Annotated in this window: 20 protein-coding genes; 6 read left to right on the forward strand and 14 right to left on the reverse strand. The window is 65.6% G+C overall.

The features are described from left to right. The 10 genes from VIQ49_RS27040 to VIQ49_RS27085 form a co-directional block, all read right to left on the reverse strand. A partial coding sequence (locus VIQ49_RS27040; RefSeq protein ID WP_331889982.1) for a condensation domain-containing protein occupies positions 1-4,090 on the reverse strand: 4,090 nt, incomplete at its 3' end. A gap of 107 nt (positions 4,091-4,197) precedes the next feature. Next, positions 4,198-4,605 (reverse strand): aspartate 1-decarboxylase, encoded by a 408-nt coding sequence (gene panD, locus VIQ49_RS27045; protein ID WP_331889947.1) that lies wholly within the window; start codon positions 4,603-4,605, stop codon positions 4,198-4,200. Positions 4,606-4,634: 29 nt separating this feature from the next. Then, the gene (locus VIQ49_RS27050; protein WP_331889949.1) at positions 4,635-4,898 is read right to left on the reverse strand and encodes an MbtH family protein; all 264 of its coding nucleotides are present in this window, start codon (positions 4,896-4,898) and stop codon (positions 4,635-4,637) included. Further along, the gene (locus tag VIQ49_RS27055; RefSeq protein WP_331889951.1) at positions 4,879-6,189 is read right to left on the reverse strand and encodes a lysine N(6)-hydroxylase/L-ornithine N(5)-oxygenase family protein; all 1,311 of its coding nucleotides are present in this window, start codon (positions 6,187-6,189) and stop codon (positions 4,879-4,881) included. Before VIQ49_RS27055 ends, VIQ49_RS27050 begins: the two co-directional genes overlap by 20 nt. A 134-nt stretch (positions 6,190-6,323) precedes the next feature. Then, positions 6,324-6,710 carry a hypothetical protein gene (locus VIQ49_RS27060; RefSeq protein ID WP_331889953.1) on the reverse strand — a complete coding sequence of 129 codons (387 nt, stop codon included), beginning with the start codon at positions 6,708-6,710 and terminating at the stop codon, positions 6,324-6,326. A 139-nt stretch (positions 6,711-6,849) separates the two neighbouring features. Next, positions 6,850-7,824 carry a methionyl-tRNA formyltransferase gene (locus VIQ49_RS27065; protein WP_331889955.1) on the reverse strand — a complete coding sequence of 325 codons (975 nt, stop codon included), beginning with the start codon at positions 7,822-7,824 and terminating at the stop codon, positions 6,850-6,852. A gap of 33 nt (positions 7,825-7,857) precedes the next feature. Then, positions 7,858-9,171, reverse strand: a complete 1,314-nt coding sequence (locus VIQ49_RS27070; protein WP_414731728.1) for a lysine N(6)-hydroxylase/L-ornithine N(5)-oxygenase family protein — start codon at positions 9,169-9,171, stop codon at positions 7,858-7,860. A 118-nt stretch (positions 9,172-9,289) separates the two neighbouring features. Beyond that, positions 9,290-11,077: an ABC transporter ATP-binding protein gene (locus tag VIQ49_RS27075; RefSeq protein ID WP_331889957.1), complete on the reverse strand. Its 1,788-nt coding sequence runs from the start codon at positions 11,075-11,077 to the stop codon at positions 9,290-9,292. Continuing rightward, entirely contained in the window at positions 11,074-12,855 is a 1,782-nt protein-coding gene (locus tag VIQ49_RS27080) for an ABC transporter ATP-binding protein (RefSeq protein WP_331889958.1), read from the reverse strand. The genes VIQ49_RS27075 and VIQ49_RS27080 overlap by 4 nt, the downstream gene beginning before the upstream one ends. 134 nt (positions 12,856-12,989) lie before the next feature. Further along, on the reverse strand, positions 12,990-13,868 hold the full coding sequence (locus VIQ49_RS27085; protein WP_331889960.1) for a siderophore-interacting protein: 879 nt from the start codon (positions 13,866-13,868) through the stop codon (positions 12,990-12,992). 67 nt (positions 13,869-13,935) lie between these two features. Here VIQ49_RS27085 and VIQ49_RS27090 point away from each other — a divergent pair, with 67 nt between their 5' ends. Next, entirely contained in the window at positions 13,936-14,739 is an 804-nt protein-coding gene (locus VIQ49_RS27090; RefSeq protein WP_331889962.1) for an S-methyl-5'-thioadenosine phosphorylase, read from the forward strand. A gap of 184 nt (positions 14,740-14,923) precedes the next feature. Here the strand turns inward: VIQ49_RS27090 and VIQ49_RS27095 are convergent, their stop codons facing one another. Then, positions 14,924-16,297 carry an acetyl-CoA C-acetyltransferase gene (locus VIQ49_RS27095; RefSeq protein WP_331889964.1) on the reverse strand — a complete coding sequence of 458 codons (1,374 nt, stop codon included), beginning with the start codon at positions 16,295-16,297 and terminating at the stop codon, positions 14,924-14,926. Between the two features lie 153 nt (positions 16,298-16,450). Here VIQ49_RS27095 and VIQ49_RS27100 point away from each other — a divergent pair, with 153 nt between their 5' ends. Together VIQ49_RS27100 and VIQ49_RS27105 are read left to right on the forward strand one after the other, a co-directional pair. After that, complete coding sequence (locus VIQ49_RS27100; RefSeq protein ID WP_331889966.1) at positions 16,451-17,821, forward strand: 3-oxoacyl-ACP reductase; 1,371 nt, start codon at positions 16,451-16,453, stop codon at positions 17,819-17,821. A 1-nt stretch (position 17,822) separates the two neighbouring features. Continuing rightward, positions 17,823-18,698: a MaoC/PaaZ C-terminal domain-containing protein gene (locus VIQ49_RS27105; RefSeq protein WP_331889968.1), complete on the forward strand. Its 876-nt coding sequence runs from the start codon at positions 17,823-17,825 to the stop codon at positions 18,696-18,698. A 100-nt stretch (positions 18,699-18,798) separates the two neighbouring features. Here VIQ49_RS27105 and VIQ49_RS27110 read toward each other — a convergent pair whose 3' ends face one another. Together VIQ49_RS27110 and VIQ49_RS27115 are read right to left on the reverse strand one after the other, a co-directional pair. Continuing rightward, complete coding sequence (locus VIQ49_RS27110; RefSeq protein ID WP_331889970.1) at positions 18,799-19,395, reverse strand: TetR/AcrR family transcriptional regulator; 597 nt, start codon at positions 19,393-19,395, stop codon at positions 18,799-18,801. An 85-nt stretch (positions 19,396-19,480) separates the two neighbouring features. Continuing rightward, positions 19,481-20,680: a glycoside hydrolase family 3 N-terminal domain-containing protein gene (locus VIQ49_RS27115; RefSeq protein ID WP_331889972.1), complete on the reverse strand. Its 1,200-nt coding sequence runs from the start codon at positions 20,678-20,680 to the stop codon at positions 19,481-19,483. An 88-nt stretch (positions 20,681-20,768) separates the two neighbouring features. On the opposite strand from VIQ49_RS27115, the gene VIQ49_RS27120 reads away from it, so the two are divergent. The 3 genes from VIQ49_RS27120 to VIQ49_RS27130 are packed head-to-tail and all read left to right on the forward strand — an operon-like array spanning position 20,769 to position 25,755. Beyond that, a complete protein-coding gene (locus VIQ49_RS27120; protein WP_331889974.1) occupies positions 20,769-21,344 on the forward strand; it encodes a universal stress protein in 576 nt (191 codons plus the stop codon). Further along, on the forward strand, positions 21,341-21,541 hold the full coding sequence (locus VIQ49_RS27125; protein WP_331889976.1) for a DUF2613 domain-containing protein: 201 nt from the start codon (positions 21,341-21,343) through the stop codon (positions 21,539-21,541). Before VIQ49_RS27120 ends, VIQ49_RS27125 begins: the two co-directional genes overlap by 4 nt. 29 nt (positions 21,542-21,570) lie before the next feature. Continuing rightward, positions 21,571-25,755, forward strand: a complete 4,185-nt coding sequence (locus VIQ49_RS27130) for an alpha-(1->3)-arabinofuranosyltransferase (protein WP_331889978.1) — start codon at positions 21,571-21,573, stop codon at positions 25,753-25,755. Here VIQ49_RS27130 and VIQ49_RS27135 read toward each other — a convergent pair. Further along, positions 25,648-26,273: acyltransferase (locus VIQ49_RS27135; protein ID WP_331889980.1), on the reverse strand; the 626-nt coding region annotated here is incomplete at its 5' end. The two genes, VIQ49_RS27130 and VIQ49_RS27135, sit on opposite strands and share 108 nt — an antisense overlap.

Here is a 26,273-nt window from a genome sequence, read left to right on the forward strand (position 1 = left end):
GATGCGCCTGCTCCTGCAGGAGCTGGGCGATGGTGGTGTCCTCGACTGTTCGCGCGGTGGCGTTCCACTCGTGGAAGCGCTGAAAATCGTCCGGGGTGGTCACGGAGATCTGTCCGACCGACGCATCCAGGTCGGACGCCATCGCCGTCAAGACCAGCACAAGCCGATCGACGATCGCCTCCACCTCGTCCTGCGAATAGATGTCCCCGCGGTAGGAACAACGCACTTCGATCTGTTCGCCGGGGAATATCGCGACCGACAGGGGGTAGTGCGTGGAGTCGTCCAGTTCATCGGCCACCACCCGGATCTGGGCATCCGCCGGGCCGAACAGTCGCCCGGATCCAGCTGTCGCGAACGGCATGTTCCTGATGATGCAGAGGGTGTCGAACAACCGGGGGGCGCCCGCGATCCGCTGTATGTCGGTCAGCTTCAGGTGAAACGCGTCCAGCACCCGGGCGCTGCGTGCATGGTGACCGGTCAGCAGTTCCCGGATCGAATCGGCCCGGTTCGCCTGCACGTGCACAGGTACCGTGTTGAACAGCAACCCGATGATCGTCTCCGACCCTGCCAGCTCCGGAGGGCGTCCCGACACAGTGCTCCCGAAGACGGCATCGCTCCGATTCAGCAACCGGCCCAAGACAATTCCCCATGCAACATGCAAGAAGGTACCGACCGTGACCCCCGCCTCCCGACAGGATGCGATGATCCTGGTGTGCAATTCCGGATCGAGGTGCCGATAGACGTCACGGGCGGCGCCGGCGTCCGCCACGATCCCCTCCGCCTCGGGGGCCACGATGGTCGGATCAACCCTTCCGGACCCGGTGTCGCCACCGAAGTAATCACGCCACGCGGATTCGGCGGCTGCGTCTTCACGGGTCGTCAGCCATTGCACATAGTCGCGATACGGCGTGCGCTCGGGTAGCGATCGGGCGCCGATCTCGTCATAGAGCGCGAACAGGTCGTCCCACACCAGGCCAAGTGACCAGCCGTCGAAGATGAGGTGCTCGAAGGTCAGCGCCAGGATCCACTCACCCCGTGCTTCCTCCAGGAACAGGAAACGCAGCAGGGGCGGCCGGTCTGCGGAGAACTCCGCGCAGCGCTCCTGCGCCAGAATCACTTCCACGTCGTCGTTGATGTCGGCCACGCGAATCACCCGCACGGGCGTGGGCACGGTGTCGGGGATGACCTGCACAGAACGGTCACCGATGGTGACGAACCCGGCCTTGAGATTCTCGTTGCGCGCCAGAAGCAGGTCGACGGCCCGGCTCATCCGGGCAACGTCCAGATCACCACGGACGCGGCCCCGAGACTGGGACGCATACAGATCCGTGGTGCCGGCTTCATTGGCCATCTGCAGGTGGTAGAAGAAGCCCTCCTGCAGCGGAGACAGCGGCAAGACATCGGCGATGTCCCCGAAACGCGATTGCAGCAGTGACTTTTCAGCGGCACCGAGCCGCACCAGAGCCGGCTTGGCCGGTTCCACCGACAACAACCGTGCCGTCGCATCGGCGACCGCGGACGTCTCGTCACCGCCCGGCCATGCCGCACCGGCCTCCTCGGAGGAAAGGACATCGATCAAGGTGGTCAATTCTGCCTCGACGCCCGGCCGGGTCTGGACCACCACCTGGGTCCGTCGTCCCCGCCGCCCCTCGGTCCCCAACACCACAGTCACCAGGACGACATAGCGCCCCCAGTACTCCTCGTCGGCACCTTGGACTCGAATATCACTCTGGCCCTGCAGAACCCGGACCAGCCCGGTCGCTGCCGGCACGCCATCGAAGATGCCCTGGGTCTGTTCGCTGTCCCAGTACATCAAGTCGTAGTCGGCAGCGGTCTGCTCGTCGGGCGGCAGGGTTCCGGCTTCGCGCAGCGCAGCGGCCGCCCCAGGTCCGGGCGCCACCGAGTCGGCCCCGGCCGGCAACACCGGGAATCGGGTGGCCAGTCGTGCCGGCACGTGCAGGCTGTCCCGGTCGCCGATGAAGCATTCGACATCGTAGAACATCCCGTCCGACGGCGAATCCTTCAACTCGGCACCGAGCCAGATCAATACCGACGCCACCACATCCTCGGCGTCCAAGCTGCTGTCGGTGACGCCGACGAAGGTCTGCCCGCCGCCCGAACCCATGTCGGGTAGCGGTGTTTCGCGGTCTGTGTGCTCCTCGGCGAAATCGATCCAGTGGTCGTTCTCGAGGATGTCGGCCGAGGCTGCCCGATGGGTACGCCGACTGGTCACCGCACCGCCATCCGGTGCGGCAAAGGCGACGCGGTCTCCGGCGGAGCTCGCGGTTGCGGAGACTGTCAGCGTCTCGACCAGCACGTCGACGGCCACGGCGTCGATGTCACCTGCGGCCAGCACGTAGAACTCGCTCACCTCTCCGGCAACAACTCCGCAGAGTAGTGCTGCCGAACCCGCTGCCGGCCGGTACGACGCGATGAAACCTTCGGTGTCAGAGTCGATATGGATCTGCGATCGCAACGAATCGGCACACGATGCGGCAGCAGGATCCGCCTTCAGGTACCCCAGAGCCCGGATACACCGCGCAAATGCATCGGCGACCGCCGACGCGTCGACACCGATGAGCTCGTCCACCTTTCGTACCCATTGCCACAGGGCCGCCGGCCGCAATCCCGCCTCGGCATCGGCTCGTGCAAGCAGGTCGAGCTGCCCACCCTCGGGCAGGTCGGCTTCTGCCGCCAACCGGACGGCCGCGTCGATCTGTCCGGCAACCAGCTGCGCCGGTTCGGTGACCGGGAGCGAACGCATGACCGACTCGATCAGATCGAGAAATCGTTCAACCGTGCCCGTATCAAACCGATCGCCGGCAAACGCGCATTCCAGCGTCAGCGCTTCATCTCCCGATGCGAATGCGAGATCTACGTCCCTGGCACCTGAACTCGACTCGACACCGCCCGTGCCATCGCACGAGACCACAACTCGCGGGGCAGATGAGCCGGACGACAACGCGCTCTCGATGAGTTCCGGCGAAATCGAGTCATGCTCCACCGCCGTGCCGATCACCCGCTGCACCGCGCACAAGAAGTCCTCACCGATGGCATCGGCCGAAGTATCGAGCCTCAGGGGGACCAGCTGAGCCGGACCGGCCACCGGACGCCACAGGGTCAACGCACGATCACCGGTCAGCTGACTCATCGCTGACGCCACCACGCCGGTGATCACACCGTCCACGGGTAGTTCCACCCGCGCGGCAACGGCCTTCACAGCGGCCAGCGCATGGGCGCCGAGTACGCGCCCCGTCCTCCGGTATTCGCGCTCTGCCGTATGCGATTCGGGACGATCGGCCGGGATGGGCGCGCCGGGCCTCGTCGACTGACCGACATTCCACCAGTACCGCAGATCAGCGATGACCGTTGTCAGATCGAGGTGCCCTCGCCGCGCGAAGTCGAACACGATCGAATAGAACGGGTGATAGTCGGCCAGCACACCCAGCGCTGTGGCGCGATCAAAGTTCTGGTGCTCGCGAAATGCTCCAATACCGGCGAGCTCGCGCATCCCGAAATAGGATTCGGACACCGCATCCGGCCCTGTGGGACCCGTTGCGGCGCCCACCGACGACGTCGCCCGTAGGGAGGCCAGCGTCGACACAAAAATGTCGTGACAGTATTCGCTGACAGTGGTCGTCAACGACTCGAGCGTGACGTCGTCGGCGAGGTCGAACATGATCTGATCGACGATCGCGCCGGTATCGATTCCATTGTCGACCCTGTGCACCGTGACCCCGAAGCGGCTCTCGCCGTTCAGAATCGCGAACACGGCACCGACCATCGGTATGCCACGGTAACCCGGCAACGGCCCACCGTGAATGTTGAAGATGGACAGTTCGAGGTCGAGGATCGGCTTCCGGAAGATGAACGGGTTGCCGGTCGACCACACCACCGGGTCGTCCGCCGCCGCAGCGGCGAACACGTCAGCGAGGTCGTTGACATCAGTTGTTGCTTCACAACGAATCTCGGCGGCCCAGCCGGGCACCACCTCGCCATGGGGGTGGACCACCAAACCCACCTGGCATCCGACCGATCCGGCATGCTCGACCGCACGCCACAACAGGGCACCGGAACCGACAAAGATCATTGTGCTCACTCTCGTCACGTATTCGTTTTCGCAGGCAGCAAACGACCACGCTTCGACCGCACTAGCCGTCCTGACAGGTATGACCGGATCACCGGCGGAGGCGGCAACTATCGGGAGGACAACTGATCAACCGCACCGGGAACGGGTTCCGCGGGATCGTTGCCCAGCGCGACGATCCGGTTGCCCGAGTCCACGTGCACAACCTTCGGCTCGTGGACCACCACCTCCGCCTCATCGAGCTGGTGGAAGGACATGATGATCACGAGATCGTCCGGATTCACCAGATGCGCGGCGGCGCCGTTGATACAGATGACGCCAGAGTCGGGCGCACCGGTGATCACATAGGTCTCCAAACGCGCACCATTGGTGACGTCTACCACCTGAACCTTCTCGCCCTCAACCAGGTCGGCAGCCTTCATCAGGGTCTCGTCGATGGTGATCGACCCGACGTAGTGCAAGTCGGCCTGAGTGACGGTGGCGCGATGAATCTTCCCGTTCACCAATGTCCGAAGCATTCGTTCTCCAGTAATCTATGTCGAAACATTCAGTTGGACAGTGCTTTTTGTTGCGACGACGAGTCGTCACGACTCGGATCCATCGCGTCGCGCAGACTCTTCGGACGCATGTCGGTCCAGTGTTCCTCGACGTGGTCGAGGCACGATTGACGAGATGCCGAACCGTCCGCACCGTGCACGATGCGCCAGCCTGTGGGTACCTCGGCAAAGGTCGGCCACAGCGAGTACTGCTCTTCGTCGTTGATGAGTGTGTAGAACGTGCCGTCTTCGTCGTCAAAGGGATTGGTGGACAAGAATCTGCTCTCCTTCGGTGGTGGCGCGGCCCGATCCTGATCGAGCATCGGCCAGCGAGGTGACGAGTTCACCCGAGCGCACCGCAAGATTCGACAGCAACGTCGAGGTGAGCCCGTGCGAATGTTCCGTGTTGCCCTGCAGGTAGATCGCACCACCGATGCGGTCGCTGGTCATCAGCTGGTAGTCCCGTGCCACCAGAGGCCGGCCGAGTTCGTCGAGTTCACATTCACCCGCCAACGCGCCGAGGAGATCCGTCAGGCCGGTCGGCCGGAACCCGGTGGCGAAAACTATTGCATCACAATCAAGATCGAGGACATCCTGCGAAGGCCGGTGCTCGACACGCACGGCCACGCCGGTGTCGGACTCGACGACCTTGCTGATCTCGGAGGCACCTCGGACGAACAACCGACGACGGCCGGACACCCGCTCGGTGTATTCGCGGCGGTACAGCTCCTCGATCAGGGGCGGATCCACCGCCGAGTAGTTGGTGCCGCGGTGATAGTCGAGCAACTGTTGCCGAAGTTCTGTCGAGGACTGATGGAAGTCCATGACCGCTTCCGGATCGAAAATTCGATTGGCGTAGGGACTGTCGTCGGCGGGAGTGTAGCCATACTTTCCGAACACCGCATGGATCTCCGCATCCCGATAGAGATCATGTAGGTGAGCGGCGACTTCCGCCGCGCTCTGCCCGGACCCTACAACAACGAAACGCTGGTGACGAAGCGATGGGATCTCTTGTATGTGGTCGAGAAGACGATGATTGTGGAACACCCGAGCACTGGGACGTATATCCGCCGGCAGCTTCGCACTCAGCCCCCCGGCAAGAACCAGACTACGCCCGCGCACTGACGGCATGCCGTCGATCTGGACCTCGAAAGCCTCACCGTCCCATAGGACACCGGTAGCCGTCGCCCCATACTGCACCGAGGCATTGACCCGCCCTGCCGCCCATTCCAGATAGTCGTGGAACTCCAGTCTTGTCGGAAAGAAGCTCTGCTGATTGATGAAGTGAACCAGCCTGCCGCGCTCGGAGAGGTAGTTCAAGAAGGAGAACTCGCTACAGGAGTTTCGCTGGGTGACAAGATCTTTCAGGAATGAGATCTGCATCGTGGTCCCTGGCAACAACATTCCACGGTGCCAGCCGAACCGATGCTGCTTCTCCACGAAATGCGAGGTGATCCGCTCCGACGGATCAGATGTTCGGTTGTGCTCCTCGATAGCTATTGCCAATGCGAGGTTCGACGGCCCGAATCCGACCCCCACCACATCAACTGGGTCGCTGCTGTTCATAGACACAAATCAATTCCTCCCTCGCAGGCCTCGCACCGAATCGCTGCACACTCTGCACATCAGAGCCTATCCTAACCTATATGACGGCCATATGGATAGGCTATTTTTCTCGCCGATGGTTCAGAACCTACGGCTCAAGGATCACCGCAACAGCACCGCTGCTGCGAGGTGGTCATCGTGGACTGTGGCGTGTTTGGGGCGGCTGTCGATTCCAGGAAGTCGGTAGCGAGGCCGGTCGCCGGATCGGTCACTGATTCGGTTTCGGTCAGGTCGACTTTGTCGACCTGCCACGGATACGGCTCACCGGGGTTGTAGTAGTTGCCCGCAAACCCAACCGGCGCGATGCCGACCGCACCGAGGGCGTCTTCTTCGTTGGTGAGTGCAACGACGCGTAGCGGTCGATTCTTGATCTCGGTACTACCCTGACCGTGTTCGACCACACCTGCAGAAAAGGCCTCGGATGACGGCGCGGCCTCCGACTCGTCGTCGGACGAGTCCCCACACGCACTCAGCGCAAACAATGCCGCCAGTGTGAAACAACCGTCTTGAATGGAGCGCCAGTCTTCCGCTCACCCAATCTGATCACAACCTCGACAGTAGCTTGGCTAAGCTATTACCTATAGTCCCCAACCCAGTGCCGGGGCTGGCCACTGCAAGTGTTCACCGCGCGACAAGATCTTCAGGAGCGCGATCTGCCCCGTCGGTCAGATACCCGCCGCCGTGAGGAAAGAAGTCCAACGCGTTGTGCTCAACATCGTCATCGGTCCGGACCCGTTCGAGGACCAGCCCATGGTTCTGACCCCGGTGCGCGTTCGGCCCGGCCACGATCACCATGCCGTCGGCCTCCTTGATGAAGATCCGTCCGGGTGTGCCACCGTAGATGCCACGCGAGACCCGCGCCTTGGTGATCCGCAGGCGTTGGCCACGAACAAACGTGTACGCGTTCGGGTACGGATCGGACAAAGCACGGACGAAGCGATCGAGATCTTCTGCAGGCCAAGTCCAGTCGATGAGGCTGTCACGCTCGGACCGCTTGTGGAAGAAAGTCCTCTCCTCCAGGTTCTGCGGAGTCCAGGTGGCGGTGCCTGACTCGATCTGGCCCAAGGCATCCAGCAGGACCTCGGGGATCAGATCGATCGTGGCACCGACGAGTTCGGTTGCGGTGTCCGTCGGACCGATCGGAACCGACTTCTGCACCAACACGTCTCCGGTGTCGAGGTCGTCGTCCATCCGGTGCGCCGTGAGCCCGGTTTCGGATGCTCCGCTGATCATCGACCAGATCACCGGCGAGAATCCGGTGTACCGCGGCAACAGCGAATCGTGGAGATTCAGGGTGCCGTGGGGAGGAAGGTCGAACAGCTCGCGCGGCAACCAGGTTCGCCAGTTGTTGGCCACGATGATATCGGGTTCGGCAAGCTTCACCCGCGCGATCAGCTCCGGCGTCGGACGCTGCGCGAGCTCGACATCGATCCCGTTCGACCGCGCGAGGTCCTCGACCGAATCGGCCCAGATCGACTCGTATCGCTGTTCGCTCACCGGGTGGGTCACCACCAGGGCAACCTCGTGGTCTGATCCGATCAGCGCCTCGAGGGTTTTGTGCCCCCACGTCTGATATCCGAACATCACGACCCGCATCGTTCACCTTCCATTGATTCTTCGGCCACGCCCTCACACGGATTCGCCGACATGGCTGGAGGCTCCGTCCTCGACTCTGCCACCGACACGCTGGCTCGCGGCGAGTGAATCGACCAATTCCCCTGATCGCACAGCCAGATTCGACAAGAGAGTCGAGGTCAGACCGTGGGTGTGTTCGGTGTTCCCCTGCAGGTAGATCCCGCCTTTGACGCGATCGCTGGTCACCATCCGGTAGTCACGATCGACCAGCGGCCTGCCCTGCGCATCGGTCTCACACTCCGCCGCCAGCGGACCGAGCAGTTCCGCGATTCCCACCGGACCGAATCCGGTCGCGTAAACGATTGCATCACAATTGATCTCGGTGTGACACTGCCGCGCCCGATGTCCGATCCGGACGGTGACGCCGTCCCCGTAATCGACCATGTCGGAGATCTCCGACGCCCCATGCACAAACAACCTCCGACGCCCGGACACGCGTTCGGAGTACTCCCGCCGATAGAGTTCCTCGATCAACGGAAGGTCGACAGCGGAGTAATTGGTGGCGCGGTGATAGTCCATCAACTGCTGACGGTGTTCGACCGACGTTCCGTGGAACTCGGCGACCGCGTCCGGGTCGAAGATGCGGTTGGCGTAGGGACTGTCGTCGGCCGGCGTGTAGCCGTACTTCCCGAAGACCGCATGGACCTGCGCCTCCGGATACGAATCGTGCAGGTAGGCGGCGACTTCGGCAGCACTCTGACCCGCCCCCACCACCACGTACCGGTGGTGGGTGGGCGTCGGCAACACCTTGAGATGATCCAGCAGTTGATGGTTGTGGAAGACCCGGGCACTGGGGGTGACACCGTCCGGGAGCTTGGCGCGCAGCCCGCCCGCAAGCACCACGTTCCGGGCGGTAACCGGGGCACGGCCGCTCATCGACACCTCGAATACGTCACCGGCCTGACGCACACCCGTCGCCTGCGCCCCGTACAGGACCGGGGACGCGACGTGCCCGGCCGCCCATTCGAGGTAGTCGTGGAACTCGATCCGGGTCGGGAAGAAGCTCTGCTGGTTGATGAAGTGATTCAGCCGACCGCGCTCGGAGAGGTAGTTGAGAAACGAGTACCGACTGGTCGCATCGCGTTGCGTGACCAGATCCTTGAGAAACGATATCTGCATCGTGGTGCCGGGCAACAGCATCCCGCGATGCCAGCCGAACCGGCTCTGCTTCTCGACGAAGCACGACGTGATCTGGTCGGGCGCAGCCAGATCACGATTGTGGTCTTCGAGCGCGATTGCCAGCGCAAGGTTCGAGGGGCCGAACCCCACACCCACGACATCGAACGTCGCATTGCCGTCGATCCCCACGAGCACTCTCCTACCTCAGCCGGTTGCGATCGATCCGAGGCGAAATCTCGTCAACCAATCAAACCGTAAGGTTAGCCGAACCTAATGCCAGTATCCAAAGGGGACGAGACGGGATAGGTTATTGCTCGCGACGCCCCCGCGACCAGGCGTTCCACAGTTCGCAGTACCGGCCGCCGCGGGCCACCAGATCGGCATGGGTGCCCACCTCGGCGATCCGGCCCCGTTCCATGAACACGATCCGGTCGGCGCGGGCCGCCTGACTCAGGCGATGTGCCACGATCAGCGCGGTGCGGCCCTCGAGCGCGGCCTGGGCCGATTCCTCGAGGACTCCCGCGCCGACACTGCCGGCGTCTGCGGTGGCCTCGTCGAGGATCGCGACCTTGGGGTCGAGCAGGACGAGTCGTGCCAGGGCCAGCTGCTGCGACTGCATCGGTGTCAGCTGGTACCCCTCCGCACCCACCTCGGTCTCGAGTCCGTCGGGCAGATTGCCCACCCACCGCCCGGCGCCGACGAGTTCGAGTGCCGCGGCCAAGGCGCCGTCGGAAGCATCCGGGGCGGCCATCCGCAGGTCGGCGGCAAGGGTTCCCGCGAACACGTGGACTTCCTGGGTCACCAGCGCGATCGACCGCGACAGTTCCGACGGGTGCACCGACGCGATGTCCACACCCTCCAGCAGGACGCGCCCGCCGGTCGGCGAATGGACGCCCGCGACGATGGTCGCCAAGGTGGTCTTCCCGGCACCCGAGGACCCCACCACCGCCACGTGTTCACCCTCGGCCAAGGTCAGCGAAATGTCGTGCAACACCTCGTGTTCCGCCGAATACGAATGCCGGATGCCGTCGAACTCGAGCATCGGCGCCTTGGCATCCCGGGGATTCGATGCGATGGGGTCGTCGACCGACTTCGATTCCTCGATCACACCCACGATCCGGCCGAGCGCCGCCGCACCAGACTGCAGGTCGTCCACGACGAACAGCAGCATACCGATGGGGTCGAAGAGCAAGAGGAAGAACAACATCGCCGCGGTGACCGCACCGATCGTCAGGGAGTTCCCGTCGACGAGGACAAAACCGACGATCAAGATCGTTGTCATCCCGACGAATTCGCCCGCATTCATCCGGACACCCAGGCGACTGAACAGAACGCTGGCACGAATCGACCAGCGGACCACCTCCCAGGAGTGTCGATCGATCCGCCGGTTCAGCAGGCTCGACAACCGGAATGCGTGCACGGATTCGATCCCATGGATCGCTCCGAGAACATGATGGGCCCGGTCTGCCGTGGCCTCGCGCTGCGCCGCATAGAGGCCGGGTGCGCGCTTCAGATAGATACGAATCCCGTTGAGATACACCGGGGTGACCAACACGATCACGATCAGGAACCGCCAATCCAGAGCGGCCAGGCCGATGAAGGTCACACCGATGGTGAACACCGCCGTCAGGACCCGGGGCACTGCTTGGCTGATCGCCTCGCTCACCGTGCTGACATCCGCCGTGGCCCTCGACACCAGGTCTCCACTGCCGGCGGCTTCCACCCGTGATTGCGTCAAGGTCAACGACGCCTCGAGCATGTCCTCACGAAGATCGGCGAGGATGGACTCGAAGATCTTGGCGGAGATCACGATTCCGAGGCCGGCAAAGATCGCCGAGACGATCGCCGAGCCCGCCATGATGCCGGACAGCCGCCAGATCTCGGCCGCATCACCGGTACCGCTGTCTCCGTTCACGATGTCGATGATCACGCCCAGCGACCGCGGCGTGACCAGACCGAATCCTGCCGCCACCGTCATGATCACCGCGAGCAACACCAATTGACCGGTGTGACGGCGGAACTGGGCTCGCAGGTACCCCATAGTCACCGAGAAACCGGCGATCGCGAGTTTGTTGTTCGACACCGGAGCGCTCACGACGGTCCCCCGGTCGCCGCGCCGTCGGCCATGGAGTCCACACCCGAGCGCGGCCCCTGGTATCGGAGTCGCCCGGATTCGATGATCACAACCTGATCGGAAACGTCCAGCAATGCAGGCGAATTCGTGAACACCACCGTCGTCCGTCCGGTCCGCGCCCGGCGTAGTCGTTCCGCCACGGTCGCCTCGGTGACCGAATCCACAGCCGTCGTCGGATCATCGAGAACCAGGATCGCCGCCTTCGCCGCCAGCGCCCTGGCCAGGCTGACCCGTTGACGTTGACCACCGGACAACATGCGCCCCGCCTCCCCGACCGGGGTGTCCAGACCCAACGGCAAGACGTCCGCGACATCGTCGCAGGCCGCCGCGAACGTCGCCGTGGTGATACGCGAATCACGGTCGGGCCCTTCGCCGGCCCCGGCCCCGATGTTCTCCAGCACGGTGCCCTCGAACAGGTCCGGGGTATGCGGCACGGTTCGGACCAACTCGTGGCACACGTCCTCGTGCAGATCGAAGATGTCGGTGTCCCCCACCCTGACCTGTCCGGATTCGGGGAGCCTCTTCCTCGCCAAGATGGCGACGACGGTCTCGGTCACCTCGGGAGGACAGATCACGGCGACCATCCCATCGGTGGGCAACGTCAGGTCGAGCCGATCCAGCGGTCCCGCGCTGACCTGATGGAAACCCAAGGCTCCGGCGGCATCCCGCACGGCGCCGGTGCTCGCCGCGGGCTCGGCCTGCAGCACCGACAGCACCCGCTTCGCGCAGGGCACCGCACCGTTCCACACGGCACCGAAGTTGGAGCCCAGATTGTTGAGCGGGCCCATCATGAACTGGGTGAGACCGACAACCGTGATGAGTTCACCGAGGCTCATCTGCCCATCGAGAGCCATCAGCCCGGCGGCAACCCCGACCCCGACCACGAACAGGGCCGAGACCATCTGCATCACACCGGTGTACGCACCCTGCGATCGACCGGCCCGGATGGCCGCGTCCCTGGCTCGCGAACTCGCCGCCCGGTACCGGCGATCGGCCTCGGCCTCCGCGCCGAGACCTTTCACGATGCGGAGCCCGGCCACCAGATCCGTGGCGGTTCCGGCCGCCTGACCAGCGACCTCCTGCTCGTGTTCGGTCCGCGACCGCAGTGGCCCACCGGTGAGGTCGAGAATCCACAGCAGCAACGGGGCGCCGATGAGTATCGCCAGACCCAGCGGCCACGAGATGAACAACAGGACGCCACCGGCCACGAACACCGCGGCCATCTCACCGAGCGGAAAGACCCCGAGAAAGACAGCCAGCGACAACCGGTTCACGTCAGACGTGGCGATGTTCAGGGACACCCCGGGCAGCCGGGCCGGGCCGGCCATACCCTTCGGGTCCAAGATCCGATCGGTGACCCGCATCCGGAAGTGATGCTCGACCATCGTCTGGCCGTAGACGGCCAGACGCTCACCGAAACGCCAGGTGTAGGACAGCAGCATGAAGTCGGCGGCGAGCGCGATCACCCAGATCACCAGCGATCCGGCATCACCGGTGGCCACCGCCCGATCGATCGCGATACCCATGATCACCGGGACGAGCGCCTCACCGACGAAGTGACCGATCATCAGGATCGCCGCCGGCACGGTGTATTTGTTGGCGCCGAAGATCGTCCGCATGGCCAATTGCCGCGGCGTTGTACCGGTGTCGACCCGGATCTCTTTTCCACGCACCGGCTGTGCAGGTGGAATGAAGAACTCCGGCCACCGGTTGCCCGAGTCGTACCCGTCGGAATCCACCACAACCCTCCACCGCGTGATCAGTGATCACGTCACAATCTTCAGTAACTCAGAGCACACCCTAGTGGTGACCTGCGTCCACCGGATCCAGGGGCCACCTGCACCCACGGGTCAACGAAGGGCTGGTGCGGCGACTAGAGCCCGACGCTCTCGAGTGCGTCGTCGTATTCCTCCGCCGCCACCTTCGGGGACTTGCCCTCGGCGAGAGCCTGCGAATAGACGGCCAGCGCCTCGGCACCCTCGGCCTCGAATTTTCGAGCCCACAACTCACCGTCGAAACGCCAGTAGCCGATGATGTCGCACTGGTCGGCCTTCCAGCCGTACTGACGGCGCAGGTGTTTGCGGACCGCGCGCGAGGCCTTGGCCTCCGCGGCGAACCAGCAGTAGCCGCGCCCCTCCGGATGCTCGAATTGCTCGACTGCTCCGTCGAGGCGGCTGTCGCCGTAGCCGTTGCCGCTACCGACCAGGGTGATGAGCTCGACGCCGTCGTGCGTGGGCAGATAGTGGAGGTCGCTCTCGTCGACGACCTCCACGATGGCCGTGGCCCGAACCCCGGTCGGCAGCTCGTCGATGATGCGCGCCAGCGCCGGCAGTCCGGCCAGGTCGGCCACCAGCAGTTGCCAGTCGGTGGTGGGCTCGGGACAGTACCAGCCGCGTCCGTGCGCCATTGCCACCTCGTCGCCGACCTGCGCCCGCTGTGCCCACGTCGTGGCGATGCCGTGGTCGTGGACCACAAAATCGACGGTCATCACGGTGGAATCCGGTTCGATCGCGCGGACGGTGTAGTTGCGTCCCTCGGGCATCGGATCGACGTCGTAGTAGCCCCAGACCCCGTCGCGGCACTCCATGTCGGGAGGAGAAACCTGGCCGTCGACCGGGAAGTACATACCGACAACCTCGTCGGGCTGGTTCGGCAGTGCGAGGTCGGGTAGGTCGGGAACATCCAGCCGAATCCTGCGCAACCGCGGATTCAGGACAACGGACTCGACCACCGTGGCACGCGAAAAACCCATGAACCGAAGGGTAGCCTAAGTTACCGCGGAGGCGACAGGTCCGCGCGACTGAGGCAGGCTTGGATCCATGAGCGCAGACACGCAGCCACGCATCGGGATCATCGGCGGATCCGGCTTCTATTCATTCTTCGGCACCGGCGCACAGCAGGTGAAAGTCCGCACCCCGTACGGCGATCCGAGTGCCGCGATCACCGTCGGTGACGTCGACGGGACGCCGGTCGCGTTCCTGCCCCGCCACGGCGTCTCCCACGAATACGCCCCGCATACGGTTCCGTACCACGCCAACGCCTGGGCACTGCGATCCCTTGGTGTCCGCCGGATCTTTGCACCCTGCGCGGTCGGTGGACTGTCCACCGATCTGGAACCCGGAACGATGGTCATCCCCGACCAACTGGTGGACCGCACATCCGGCCGCTCCCAGACCTTCTTCGACGGTCCGGCCGTCCACGTCGCGTTCTCCGACCCGTACTGCCCGGCCCTGCGAGCGGCAGCCGCGGTTGCCGCTCCGGATGCGGTGGTCGACGGCACCATGGTCGTGGTCGAGGGTCCCCGCTTCTCGACGCGGGCCGAGAGCCAGATGTACGCGAGCCAGGGATTCACGCTGATCAACATGACCGGCCAGCCCGAAGCCGTCCTCGCGCGCGAACTGGAGATGTGTTACGCCTCGATCGCGCTGGTCACCGACACAGACGCCGGTGTGGTGGCCGGTGAAGGGGTGACGGCATCGGAGGTGTTCGCCGTATTCGAGCAGGGCCTCGGCCGCATGCGAACGATGCTCACAGCCGCGATCGGCGAGGCCGCGCGGCAACCGGAATGTCTCTGTGCGCGCGGGGAACACGACATCTCGGACCTGATGGATCCGGTGTCCTGACCTGCCCGTGCGCCACGCACCGGCACACTGACGGGCCTGAAGACAGATGACTCCGGTTGAGCTACAGGGTCGGGGGTCGTGCAGCTCAACCGGAGTCATCTGGTTCATCGCAGTGCCGAAGTGATGCGTTACACCGTCACAAAATCTGTTTGATGACTGTCACGGTGCCCTTCCGCGGGCGTGATCAGGCCTCGATGATGGTCGTGACGCCCTGCCCACCGGCGGCGCAGATCGAGATGAGGGCACGGCCGCCGCCGGCCTCCTTGATCTGCTTGGCGGCCTGGGCGACGATCCGTCCACCGGTTGCGGCAAACGGATGTCCGGCGGCCAGCGACGAGCCGTTGACGTTCAGCTTCGAGCGGTCGATGCTGCCCAGCGCACCGTCGAGTCCGAGGCGTTCCTTGCAGTACTCCTCGGATTCGAACGCGGCCAGCGTGCACAGCACCACCGACGCGAACGCCTCGTGGAACTCGTAGAAGTCGAAGTCCTGCAACGTCAGTCCGTTGCGTTCGAGGAGCCGCGGGATCGCGTAGGTCGGGGCCATCAACAGACCGTCGGGTCCGTTGACGTAGTCGACCGCAGCCGTCTCGACGTCGACGAGATGTGCCAGCACCGGCAGCTTCTGCTCCGCTGCCCACTCGTCGGTGCCGAGCAGGACCACGGAGGCGCCGTCGGTCAGAGGTGTCGAGTTGCCGGCTGTCATCGTGGCGTCGCCCAGCGAGACCCCGAACACCGGCTTGAGTGTCGCCAGCTTCTCCACGGTGCTGCCCGGACGCAGGTTCTGGTCGCGGGTCAGGCCCTGGAACGGCGTGATCAGGTCGTCGAAGAACCCGCGGTCGTAGGCAGCGGCCATCTTCTGGTGGCTCGCGGCCGCGAGTTCGTCCTGATCTTCGCGCTTGATCCCGAATTCTTTGGCCGTGATGGCCGCGTGGTCACCCATCGACATGCCGGTCCGGGGCTCTCCGTTGCGCGGGATCTCGATCCCCAGCGACGTGGGCAGTTTGGCGATTGCCTTGAGGCGATCAGCCGTGCTGCGAGCCCGGTTCACGGCCAGCATGGCCTGACGCATGCTCTCCGAGACACCGATCGGCGCGTCCGACGTGGTGTCGACGCCCCCGCCGATACCGGCGTCGTACTTACCCGTGGCGATCCCGTCGGCCACCGCCGAGATCGCCTGCAATCCGGTGCCGCAGGCCTGCTGCAGGTCGAATGCCGGCGTGTACGGCGACAGCGGTGATCCCAGAACCGACTCGCGGATGAGGTTGAAGTCGCGGGAGTGCTTGAGCACGGCGCCACCGGCCACCATGCCGAGACGTTGCCCCTGCAGGCTGAACCGGCTGACGAGGCCGTTCAGTGCCGCGGTGAACATGTCCTGGTTGCTCGCCTTGGCGTACGCGCCGTCCTGGCGGGCAAACGGGATCCGGTTGCCGCCGATGATCGCCACCGGTCGCAGGCTGCGGGTCTTCCGTGCGGTGGTGCTTCCACCATTGGTCTCTGCGGAGACCGTGCTCGCTCCGTCTGTGTTCGCGTTGTCTGATGCCCCGCTATTTGATGCCACTGCAGATCTCCCAAGTTGTGGATGACTCTTATGGCGTATTCTTACTCCCGAGTAAGTTAGTTGTCGACTCCACCCCACGGCGAACGCCCGATCGGGTGGCGCACACAACACATATGCCGTCTGCAAGCCCCGTCCGAACCACAAGGAGTGCATGTGCCTTCCAACGGAACCACCGACCTGTATTCGACGTTTGTGAACTCCGGCCCGGGGTCCTTCCTCGCCGGCAAGGTCGGCCTGCCACAGCCGCCCCACCTACGTCGATACCGTGCCGGTGAACCCGCCCTCACGGGCCCGGTCCTGCTCGGCGGCAACGGCCGGCTGATCGAGCCGCTGCGTGAGATCCTCGGCGATCCGGACAGTGGATACGAGCTCATCCTCAACAACACCGCAGGTCGGGGTGCCGACAAGCTCGGCGCCGTGGTCCTCGACGCCACCGGGATCACCCAGTCGGCGGAGCTGTCGCTGCTCTTCGAGTTCTTCGGTCCGGCCATCCGCGAAACCGGCAGTTGCGCCCGGTTCGTGGTCATCGGCACCACGCCCGAACTGGCCAAGACACCCGGAGAGCAGATCGCCCAGCGGGCGCTGGAAGGTTTCACCCGCTCGCTCGGAAAGGAGCTGCGCAAGGGCGCCACCGCACAGCTCGTCTACGTCTCCCCTGACGCCAAGACCGGACTGTCCGGACTGGAATCCACCCTGCGCTTCCTGCTCTCGGCCAAATCCGCGTTCGTCGACGCCCAGGTCATCCGGGTCGACGAAAAGGACGCGGTCGCCCCGGCCAGCTGGGACAAGCCGCTGCAGGGCAAGGTCGCACTGGTGACCGGTGCAGCCCGCGGAATCGGCGCCACCATCGCCGAGGTTCTCGCCCGCGACGGCGCCCACGTCATCGCCGCCGACATCCCCGCCGCCGGTGACGCACTCTCGGCAACCGCCAACAAGGTCGGTGGCACCTCGCTGCCTCTCGACGTCACCGCCGAGGACGCCGGAAAGAAGCTCGCAGAGCACGTACTGGCACGCCACGGCGGCCTCGACATCATCGTCAACAACGCCGGTATCACCCGCGACAAGTTGCTGGCCAACATGGACGACGCCCGCTGGAGTTCGGTCATCGGCGTGAATCTCATTGCGCCGCAGAAGCTTGTCGACGACCTGCTCGAGGCCGGGGCACTCCGCGAAGGCGGCTCGGTCATCGACGTCTCGTCGATCGCAGGTATCGCCGGCAACCGCGGCCAAACCAACTACGGCACCTCCAAGGCCGGTGTCATCGGCCTGGTGAACGCCTATGCGCCGATCCTGGCCGAGAAGAAGATCACCATCAACGCGGTCGCGCCCGGTTTCATCGAGACGGCCATGACCGCCGCGATCCCGCTCGCCACCCGCGAGGTGGGCCGCCGGATCAGCTCGCTGCAGCAGGGCGGACAGACCGTCGACGTCGCCGAGACGGTTGCCTACTTCGCCAGCCCGGCGTCGAGCGCCGTCACCGGCAACGTGGTGCGCGTGTGCGGTCAGAGCATGCTGGGGGCCTGATATGCCGAACACTGTGATCCTCGACGACTTCCCGGCCACGGGCGACATCTATCTGCGGGCCGTGACCGCGATGCTGCCGGTGGTCGGCAAGTCCGGTCGAGTACCGGCCGATGCCGTTCTGCCCGACCGGACGCTGCGACTACAAGATGTGAAGGTCGACCTCGACCAGCTGCGCGACTACTGCGCCAGCACCGGACAACAGTACGGCGACACCCTGCCGCTGACGTTCCCGTTTGTGTTGCAGTTCCCTCTGGTGATGAAACTGCTTGTGACCAAGGACTTTCCGTTGACCGCGATCGGTTCGGTGCACATGGAGAACACCATCGAGCGGTTCCGCCCCATCAACGTCCGCGAGCCACTGACCATCGAGACCCACGCCGAGAATCTCCGTGAGCACCGCAAAGGCATGCTCGTCGATGTCATCTCGGAGTTCTCGGTGGGCAACGAACTGGTCACCCGCCAGACCGCGACGTTCCTGAGCCAGCAGCGCACCAGCCTGTCGGATGAACCTCGTCCACCGGCCCCTCTCGACCACCGGCCGCCGCCACCGGATGCCACTCTGGTGGCCAACCTGGGTTTGATCCGCAAATATGCCGCGGCCAGCGGGGACCGGAATCCGATCCACACCGGCAACCTGAGCGCGAAGGCGTTCGGATTCCCGCGAGCCATCGCGCACGGCATGTGGACGGCCGCGCGGGTGGTGGCGAACACCGAGAGCCAGCTCGGCGACAAGGTGACCTACAACGTGAAGTTCGGCAAGCCGCTGATCCTGCCCGCAAAGGTGAATGTGTACTCCAAGCGAGTCGAAGGCGGTTTCGACCTCTCCGTCCTCAACCCGAAAAAAGGCTACCCGCACCTGACCGCCACCCTGCGCTGATTTCCCGGAGGGGTGGGTTTACGCAGACGCTCCGGTTGTACGAGGACGCTCCGCATACATGTGGAGCGTCCTCGCACAACCGGAGCGTTTGTGGTTTCGGCTAGGGGCGGTCTCCGGCGAGGCCGCGCCAGCCCATCGAGACCATGAGGTCGGCGGCGGAATCGAGGTCGATGTCGCCCTCGGCGATGCGGTCGGCCACGGCCTCACCCGCCCCGACGAGTGCCACCGCCATCAGTTCGAAGTCGGTATCGCTGGGATGCGGGACGGTGGTGCCGCGTCGCAAGAGGTCGGCCACCATCTCGATCAGCCGGGCCCGGCTGGCGTCGACCAGGCCGACGAACTTGGCCTGTCCGGTGGCGAGGCGATAGAGCACACGCCACGATTCCCGGTTGTTGTGGACGTAGTAGAGGAAGTCGTAGATGACCGTGCGGGCCTGATCGCGCTGTTTGAGGTTGGGGTCGAATCCGGCGCTCATCGCCTCGATGAACCGGCCGCCCTCTCGGTTGATGCAGGCACCGAAGAGTTCGTCTTTCGAGCCGTAATAGAGGTAGAGCATCGGCTTGCTGATGTTGGCCTCTGCGGCGATCGCGTCCATGGAGGTTTCCCGGAAGCCGTTCGCGGCGAACACATGCACCGCGGCATCGAGCATCTGCTGCTCGCGGACGGCGCGCGGCAGACGCTTCGTTCCTCCGGCCACGACACCAACTTCCCTCGGTAAACTTCGGATCGCGGTCACATTACCAGCCGGTAAGTTCTGGCGGACCGACGGTCCGCACCGCGTCTCAGCAGTCGAGGACACCCTTGGCGCGCAGCACCCGGACGACCGAGGCATCCACCTGATCCGCCGGCAGCTCACCACCCTCCACCGCCGCGGTCAACGTATCCAGCACGGCCGGAACGCTGTCGGTCGAGAGCCACAGCGCGAGGTCGGCACCGGCGGACAACGCGAGCGTGGCCGCCTTCTCGATGCCGTAACGGGCCGAGATCGCCGCCATCCCGGACAGGTCGTCGGTGAAGATCGGACCGTCGAAGGGCGGGGCGCCATAGCCGGTGCCGTCCCGCAGCAACGACATCGCGGCCGGGCTGATACTGGCCGGGGTGTCCGGCTCTGTCAGTCCGGGGACCTCCAGGTGACCGACCATCACGCCGACGCCGGGCCCGACCAGCGTGCGGTAGGGAACCAGGTCGCTGTTCTGCATCTCCGACAACGGCGGCGTGGCGACATTGCCGGTATGCGAATCACCCGAGCCGTGGCCGTGGCCCGGGAAGTGCTTGAACACCGGCATGATGCCCGCATCCTTCAGGCCCTGGGCGTACGCCTGCGCGTAGGCGGTCACCGTCTCGGGGTCGTTGCTGAACGAGCGGTCGCCGATCACGTCGTCGGCGGGCTCGTCGCTGACGTCGGCCACCGGCGCGTAGTCGACCGTGACGCCGAGTTCCTTCATCTGCAGACCCTGCGACTTCGCCAGCTCGCGCACCTGCTCGGGGGTCTGGGTCTGCGCCAGCTCGCGGGCCGACGGACTGTCGATACCCAGCGACGAGAGCCGCGACACCCGACCGCCCTCCTGGTCGACGGTGATCATCACGGGTGTCTGTGCCGCCTCCTGCACCGACTTCACGCCACCGTCGGAGAGGATCGACAGGTCGGTCCAGCTGCCGATGAAGACCCCGCCGACCTGCTCGGTCTGCACCACGTTCAGCGCATCAGCGGTGCCGGTGACACCGACCACCAAGAGCTGTGCGAGTTTGCGACGCAACGGCATCGCCTCGAGCTCGGACGCCCCACACGCCGCGGGGGTCACCATCGGCGTCCCCGACGGCTGCGCGGACATCGCCGGCGAACCGGGTGACAACGTCCCTGACACCGTTGTGCTCAAGAGCACCTCGGGCTCGTCACTGCCGCCGCTGCACGCGGCGAGTACCGACGCGACGGTGATCGTCAGGGCGGCCAGGACACGGCGGGTTCGGCGTTCGGCAAACATGAAACGAGTCTTGCACGCCATCGAGGTGTGATGTCCATTACATTCCACGGGTATCCTCAACAGCGTAGGACCTGCACAGGAGGCAACCATGTCCGGTCAACACACGATCGGTAAGCCGGGCGAGACCCGACAAGACACCATCATGATCGCCTACGACGGCAGCGAGAACGCCGATCGCGCGATCGACTACGCCGGCAGATTCCTCCGGTCCCACAAAGCGTTTGTGGTGACCGCCTGGGAGTCCGGCGTACACCAGAGCGCGCGCCTGTCAGCCCTGTCGGGCGGAATGCAGCCGGTCCTGCACTCCGTCGTCGACCAGGGCATCGACGACGCACTCCACGACGATGCCCGCGACCGCAACACCTGGGGCGTCACACGCGCGACCGCGGCCGGCCTGCACGCCGAGGGACGCCTCGCCGAGGTCGACTCGACCGTCTGGGCAGCCCTCGTCGACGCCGCCGACACGTTGGAGGTCGACATTCTCGTCACCGGCACCAGCGGTTCGTCCGGACTGCGGGCACTGCTGCACAGCAGCGTATCCGAGCATGTCCTCAAGCATTGCCACCGCCCGGTACTGGTGGTTCCCGCCGGATGCGCACGCCGGAACGAAGAGGCACGGGCACTACGTAAGTCGAAAGCCAGGATGGTAACTTCGCACCCATGATGAACAACCGCCTGATTGCGGGCGCGGTAGCCGGAGTCCTGGGCGTTGTATTCGCCATTGCTGCTGTCTTCCTCGGCGGTGTGCTCTCGTCTGAAGACTCGCCGGCCACGAATGTGAACAGCTTCAACGCGGAGGACGGCTTCGTCCAGGGGACCGTCGACTACGGCACCCGCGACAACGCCGGAGTCACAAACTGACCAAACGAGGACTGCTCTATGCAGCTCTCGTGGCGCTGTTCGCGTCGTTCCTCCAGTCTCCCGGTCTGATATCGGCTGACACCAAGCTCGACCTGACCGGGGATCCGATCGGTTTTCTCGGGCGGGCGGCACATCTGTGGTCGTCCGTGGCGCCGCTCGGGCAGGTCCAGAACCAGGCCTACGGGTATTTCTTTCCCCACGGCGCATTCTTCGCTCTCGGCGACCTGTTGTCGTTGCCCGCGTGGATCACCCAACGCCTCTGGTGGGCCCTGCTGCTCTGGGTCGGTTTTGTGGGATTCGTGCGGCTCGCCGACGCCCTCGGTGTCGGCTCACGGTGGTCCCGGATCTTCGCGGCCCTGGTCTTTGTCGCCAGCCCCCGTGTCCTGACAACCATCGGCTCGATCTCGTCCGAGACCCTGCCGATGATGCTGGCGCCGTGGGTTCTTGCCCCGGTGGTGATGGCCCTGGGCCATCTGGCCCCGGCCAGGACGCCACGTCGTCTGGCGTTCGAATCCGCCTGCGCACTCGCCCTGATGGGTGCGGTCAACGCGGTGGCTACCCTGGCCGCCGCGTCGGTGGCCATCATCTGGTGGCTCCTGCACACTCCGCTGAGGGGACACGCAACCCGCTGGTGGAGGTTCGGAGCGTGGTGGCTGCTCGGCGGGATGATGGCCTGCCTGTGGTGGATCGTCCCGCTGCTCATCCTGTCCCGGGTCAGCCCGCCGTTCCTCGACTTCATCGAATCCTCGCGTGTGACAACCGAGTGGGTGTCACTGACCGAGGTCCTCCGCGGCACCAGCGCGTGGACGCCTTTTGTCTCTCCGGAACGGGTGGCCGGCGCCGGACTCGTGACCCAGCCGGTCGCGGTGGTGGCAACGGGCATCCTGGCCGCCGCCGGCCTGACCGGACTCGCGATGCGCGCGATGCCCGCGCGGGGCCGCCTGGTCGTCATCCTGATCATCGGCCTGCTTCTCATCTGCCTCGGCTACCCCGGCCAACTCGGATCACCTGTCGGCGAATCGGTTCGGGTGTTCCTGGACGGCGCCGGAGCCCCACTGCGCAACGTCCACAAATGGGAACCACTGATCCGGATCCCGTTGGCACTCGGCACCGCACACCTGCTGGCCCGGGTCCCGACCCCGGACATCGCCGGATGGCGCGGCACGCGAACGGCTTTCGCACACCCCGAGCGGTCCCGGCCGATAGCCGCCGCGATCGTGGTGCTGGTGGCACTCCTGGCCGCCGGTTCGATGGTCTGGACCCGATCGCTCGCCGCCCCCGGCAGCTACAGCGCCATCCCCTCGTACTGGAAAGACACCGCGAAGTGGCTCGAGGACAACGGCGCCGACGAAAACCGGCGCGCGCTGGTGGTACCGGGGTCTCCCTTCGCCAACCAGACCTGGGGCCTGACCCGCGACGAGCCCCTGCAGGTTCTCGCCGACGAGCCCTGGGCCGTTCGCGACGCCATCCCCCTGACCCCGCCGGGCGCTATCAGGGCGATGGATTCGGTCCAGCGGGCGATCTCCGACGGCAGGCCGATGCCAGGCCTGGCCGCCACCCTGGCACAGCAGGGCATCTCGTACGTGGTGGTCCGGGCCGACCTCGATCCGTCCACCTCGAGGTCGGCCCGCCCGGTGTTGGCGCGCAACGCAATTGCCGGATCGCCGGGGATGACCCAGGTGGCTGGGTTCGGGCCGCTGGTGGGTCCGAACACCATCGACGACGACATCGTGTCCGACAGCGGTCTTCGCCCAGAGCTGCCCGCGATCACGATCTTCGAGGTCGATTCCACGGACGGCTTCGACGGGACCCGGCCGGCAACCGTCCCGCTGGATGCGATGCCGCGCGTCTACGGTGGACCCGAATCCCTTGCCCAACTGCAGAACAACGCGGCCGTCGCCGGGCAGCCGGCACTGGGACCGGTTGTCCTCCAGTCCGACGCGCAGGCCGCCGGTCTCCCCGAGGCCCCCATGGTGGTCACCGACACCCCGACCAACCGGGAAGTCGATTTCGGGCGTGTGGACAACCACAGCTCCGGCATCCGCACCCCGGACGACCCCCGTCTGACGCAGAACGCAGTGGCCGACTATCCGGTCGACGGCCAGCCGCTGGTGCAAGGCCAGTGGCTGCTCGACGACCAGCCGGATCAGGTGTCGGTCAGCGCATCCGGATCAGCTTCCGATGCAACACAACTGGGACAGAGTTCGCCGGGCAGCGCACCCGCGGCCGCCTTCGACGGGAGCCCCAACACCAGCTGGGTCAGCCGGGGGCTCGACTCCGCGGTCGGACAATGGCTGCAACTGGACTTCGCCCAGCCCCGTTCCAGATTGGCCCTCGACATCACCCTGGGCACAGCACTCGGGCCCGGGGTCTCGACGCTGCTGATCACCACCGAGGCGGGTAGCACCGTCGCGTCCGGGGTGTCCCCCGGGACCGCGACCAGGGTCGTCCCGCCCAGCGGCCGTACCCGCTGGATACAGATCCGCGCCATCGAAACCGAAGATCACACTGCCGGAAATCAATTCGTGATCTCCGAAGTCGAGTTGCGCGACGCCGCAGCCGACCGGGTGATCCCGATCCGCCATCGGGTGGTGCTGCCGGAACTTGTTGCCGGTCAACAGGTGTCACAGTGGAGCCTGAGCCCGGAACTACCCGGCCGCGCAGCCTGTGTACCCGATGGCGACGTGACCCTGTGCTCCGACGCGCTGAGCCTGCCCACCGAGGAGCCGGGTACGTTCGGCCGGGTGCTGTCGGTGCCGTCGGCGGTGTCGGTCAATCCGTCGGTGACCGTGACACCCCGACCGTCAGAAGCGTTGACCCGCTTGCTCTCCACCCCCACAGAGGTGACCGCGACCGGCGATTCGGCCATCGTCGACCCGCGCGGAAGTGCGGCGGCGGCCGTCGACGGAGACCCGGGGACCAGCTGGATCGCTCGCACCCCGAAGCCCGGCGAGCCCCGGCCCACACTCCAGCTGCAGCTCCCCACGGCCCAGACGGTCACCGGACTGAAGATCACCGTGCCGCCGCGGCAGTTCCCCGCCGATCCACTCCTCGTCGGCATCGACCTCGGCAACGGACGGCAGGTACGTGAGGTCGCCGACAACGGTGTCATCCGGCTCGATCCACTTCAGACCGCGTCGATCGCGATCACGGTGCTGGAGAAGGACGAGATCCTCGACGCCAACAGCCTCGGGTTCGCCGACCTCGCCCCGACCGGTATCGCCGAGGTCGAGGTCCTCGGCACCGGCATCGCACCGGCCGACCCGGACCGGCCGATCGAGGTCGATTGCTTCGATGGCCCCGGACTCACGATTGCCGGTGGCACCGCGCGCTTCTCACTGCAGACCACCGCGGGCGCACTGCGGTCGGGCGCGCCCACCTCGGCGACATTGTGCGGCTCGGCGGCGCTGGCGCTGCCGGCCGGCGAGCAGGAACTGGCGGTCAACCCCGGGGAGGCATTCTCGGTGTCGGCGGTGACGCTGACCGCGACGACGGCGCAGATCCCCCGGGCCGTTCCCGAACCGACCACCGTCGCCCGGTGGAATGCCGCCGATCGTCGGGTCGAGGTGACCGCCGCGCCCACCGATCGGGTGCTGATCGTGCCCGAGAGCGTCAACCCCGGCTGGGAGGCCGAGGCCGGCGGCTCAGAGCTGAAGCCGCTGACCGTCAACGGCTGGCAGCAGGGCTGGATTGTCCCGGCCGGCTACTCCGGCGCGATACACCTGACATACCCGCTCGATCAGCCGTACCGCTGGTCGATCGGCGTCGGCCTGGCGCTGGTCGCGCTGCTCTTCATCGCCACCCTGGTACCGGCTCGTCGCACACCCGCGGCCATCGGAGCTGTGGCGCAGCCCATCCGGCCCGGCATCGCGGCACCCCTGCTGCTCGCGGGTGCCGTCTTCCTGCTGACCGGACCGATCGGACTGATCGTCTTTGCCGCGTGCGCCGCCGCGGTCACCGCATCAGCCCTGTTCGCCCGCCGGACCCGGCGTCATCAGTTCGGTGCGGCGCTGGTCGCGGTCCTGATGTTGCTGGCGACCTTCGGGCTCGCGTCCGGACCGTGGCGGTCGTCGCTGGGCTACACCGGCTGGGACTGGTGGGTGCAGCTACCGGCTCTGCTCGCGGTCGCGGGAGTCGCGTGGCTCGCGATCGACGTGCCGCGCTGGCTGGTTCGACTGGCCTCTCGGCGCCCGGTCCGCAGCCGACCTGGCTAGGGCCGCCCGTGCCTCGCTGTTGCGCAGCCATTGTCGGGTAGGTTCTTCGATCCAGGCATAGCTGGCCGCCGAAACCCCGATGGTCAGCAGCAGTGTCAGGACGAACACCACCACCATCGATCCCGAGAACGGAACGATCCCGGCGAGCGGGAAGACCGCGGCGAGCACCACCAGGTGCCAGAGGAAGATGGAGTACGACCACCGGCCGAGGGCCTGCATGGGCGCCGAATCCAGGATCCGGTGACCGCGGCCGGGATTCAGGGTCAGCGGGGCGATCAGCCCGAAACCGAGCACCGCCCCCAGCACCATCTTGACGGCGAACTGCCACGGCTCGAGCGGGGCCAGTCCGGTCGGGCCGGCCAGCTCAGTGCAGGAGAGCGCGAAGGCCACCACTGCAATACCCGCCATCCACCGGCGTCGGCCACCGAGGCGGACGAGTCGTCCGCGAACGCCTACCGCACCCATCTGGGCCGTCCCCATCTCGGCGAGGATGAGTCCACACAGGAACCAGGGCAGAT

The organism is Williamsia sp., from assembly GCF_036566845.1.
Lineage (GTDB): Bacteria > Actinomycetota > Actinomycetes > Mycobacteriales > Mycobacteriaceae > Williamsia.

Coding starts and splice junctions, on each gene's coding strand:
- panD (WP_331889947.1), bottom strand. CDS start 4,605: ATGCTTCGGACATTGGTGAACGGGAAGATTCATCGCGCCACCGTCACT.
- VIQ49_RS27085 (WP_331889960.1), bottom strand. CDS start 13,868: ATGGGTTTTTCGCGTGCCACGGTGGTCGAGTCCGTTGTCCTGAATCCG.
- VIQ49_RS27125 (WP_331889976.1), top strand. CDS start 21,341: ATGATGAACAACCGCCTGATTGCGGGCGCGGTAGCCGGAGTCCTGGGC.
- VIQ49_RS27105 (WP_331889968.1), top strand. CDS start 17,823: ATGCCGAACACTGTGATCCTCGACGACTTCCCGGCCACGGGCGACATC.
- VIQ49_RS27090 (WP_331889962.1), top strand. CDS start 13,936: ATGAGCGCAGACACGCAGCCACGCATCGGGATCATCGGCGGATCCGGC.
- VIQ49_RS27115 (WP_331889972.1), bottom strand. CDS start 20,680: ATGTTTGCCGAACGCCGAACCCGCCGTGTCCTGGCCGCCCTGACGATC.
- VIQ49_RS27120 (WP_331889974.1), top strand. CDS start 20,769: ATGTCCGGTCAACACACGATCGGTAAGCCGGGCGAGACCCGACAAGAC.
- VIQ49_RS27065 (WP_331889955.1), bottom strand. CDS start 7,824: ATGCGGGTCGTGATGTTCGGATATCAGACGTGGGGGCACAAAACCCTC.
- VIQ49_RS27055 (WP_331889951.1), bottom strand. CDS start 6,189: ATGAACAGCAGCGACCCAGTTGATGTGGTGGGGGTCGGATTCGGGCCG.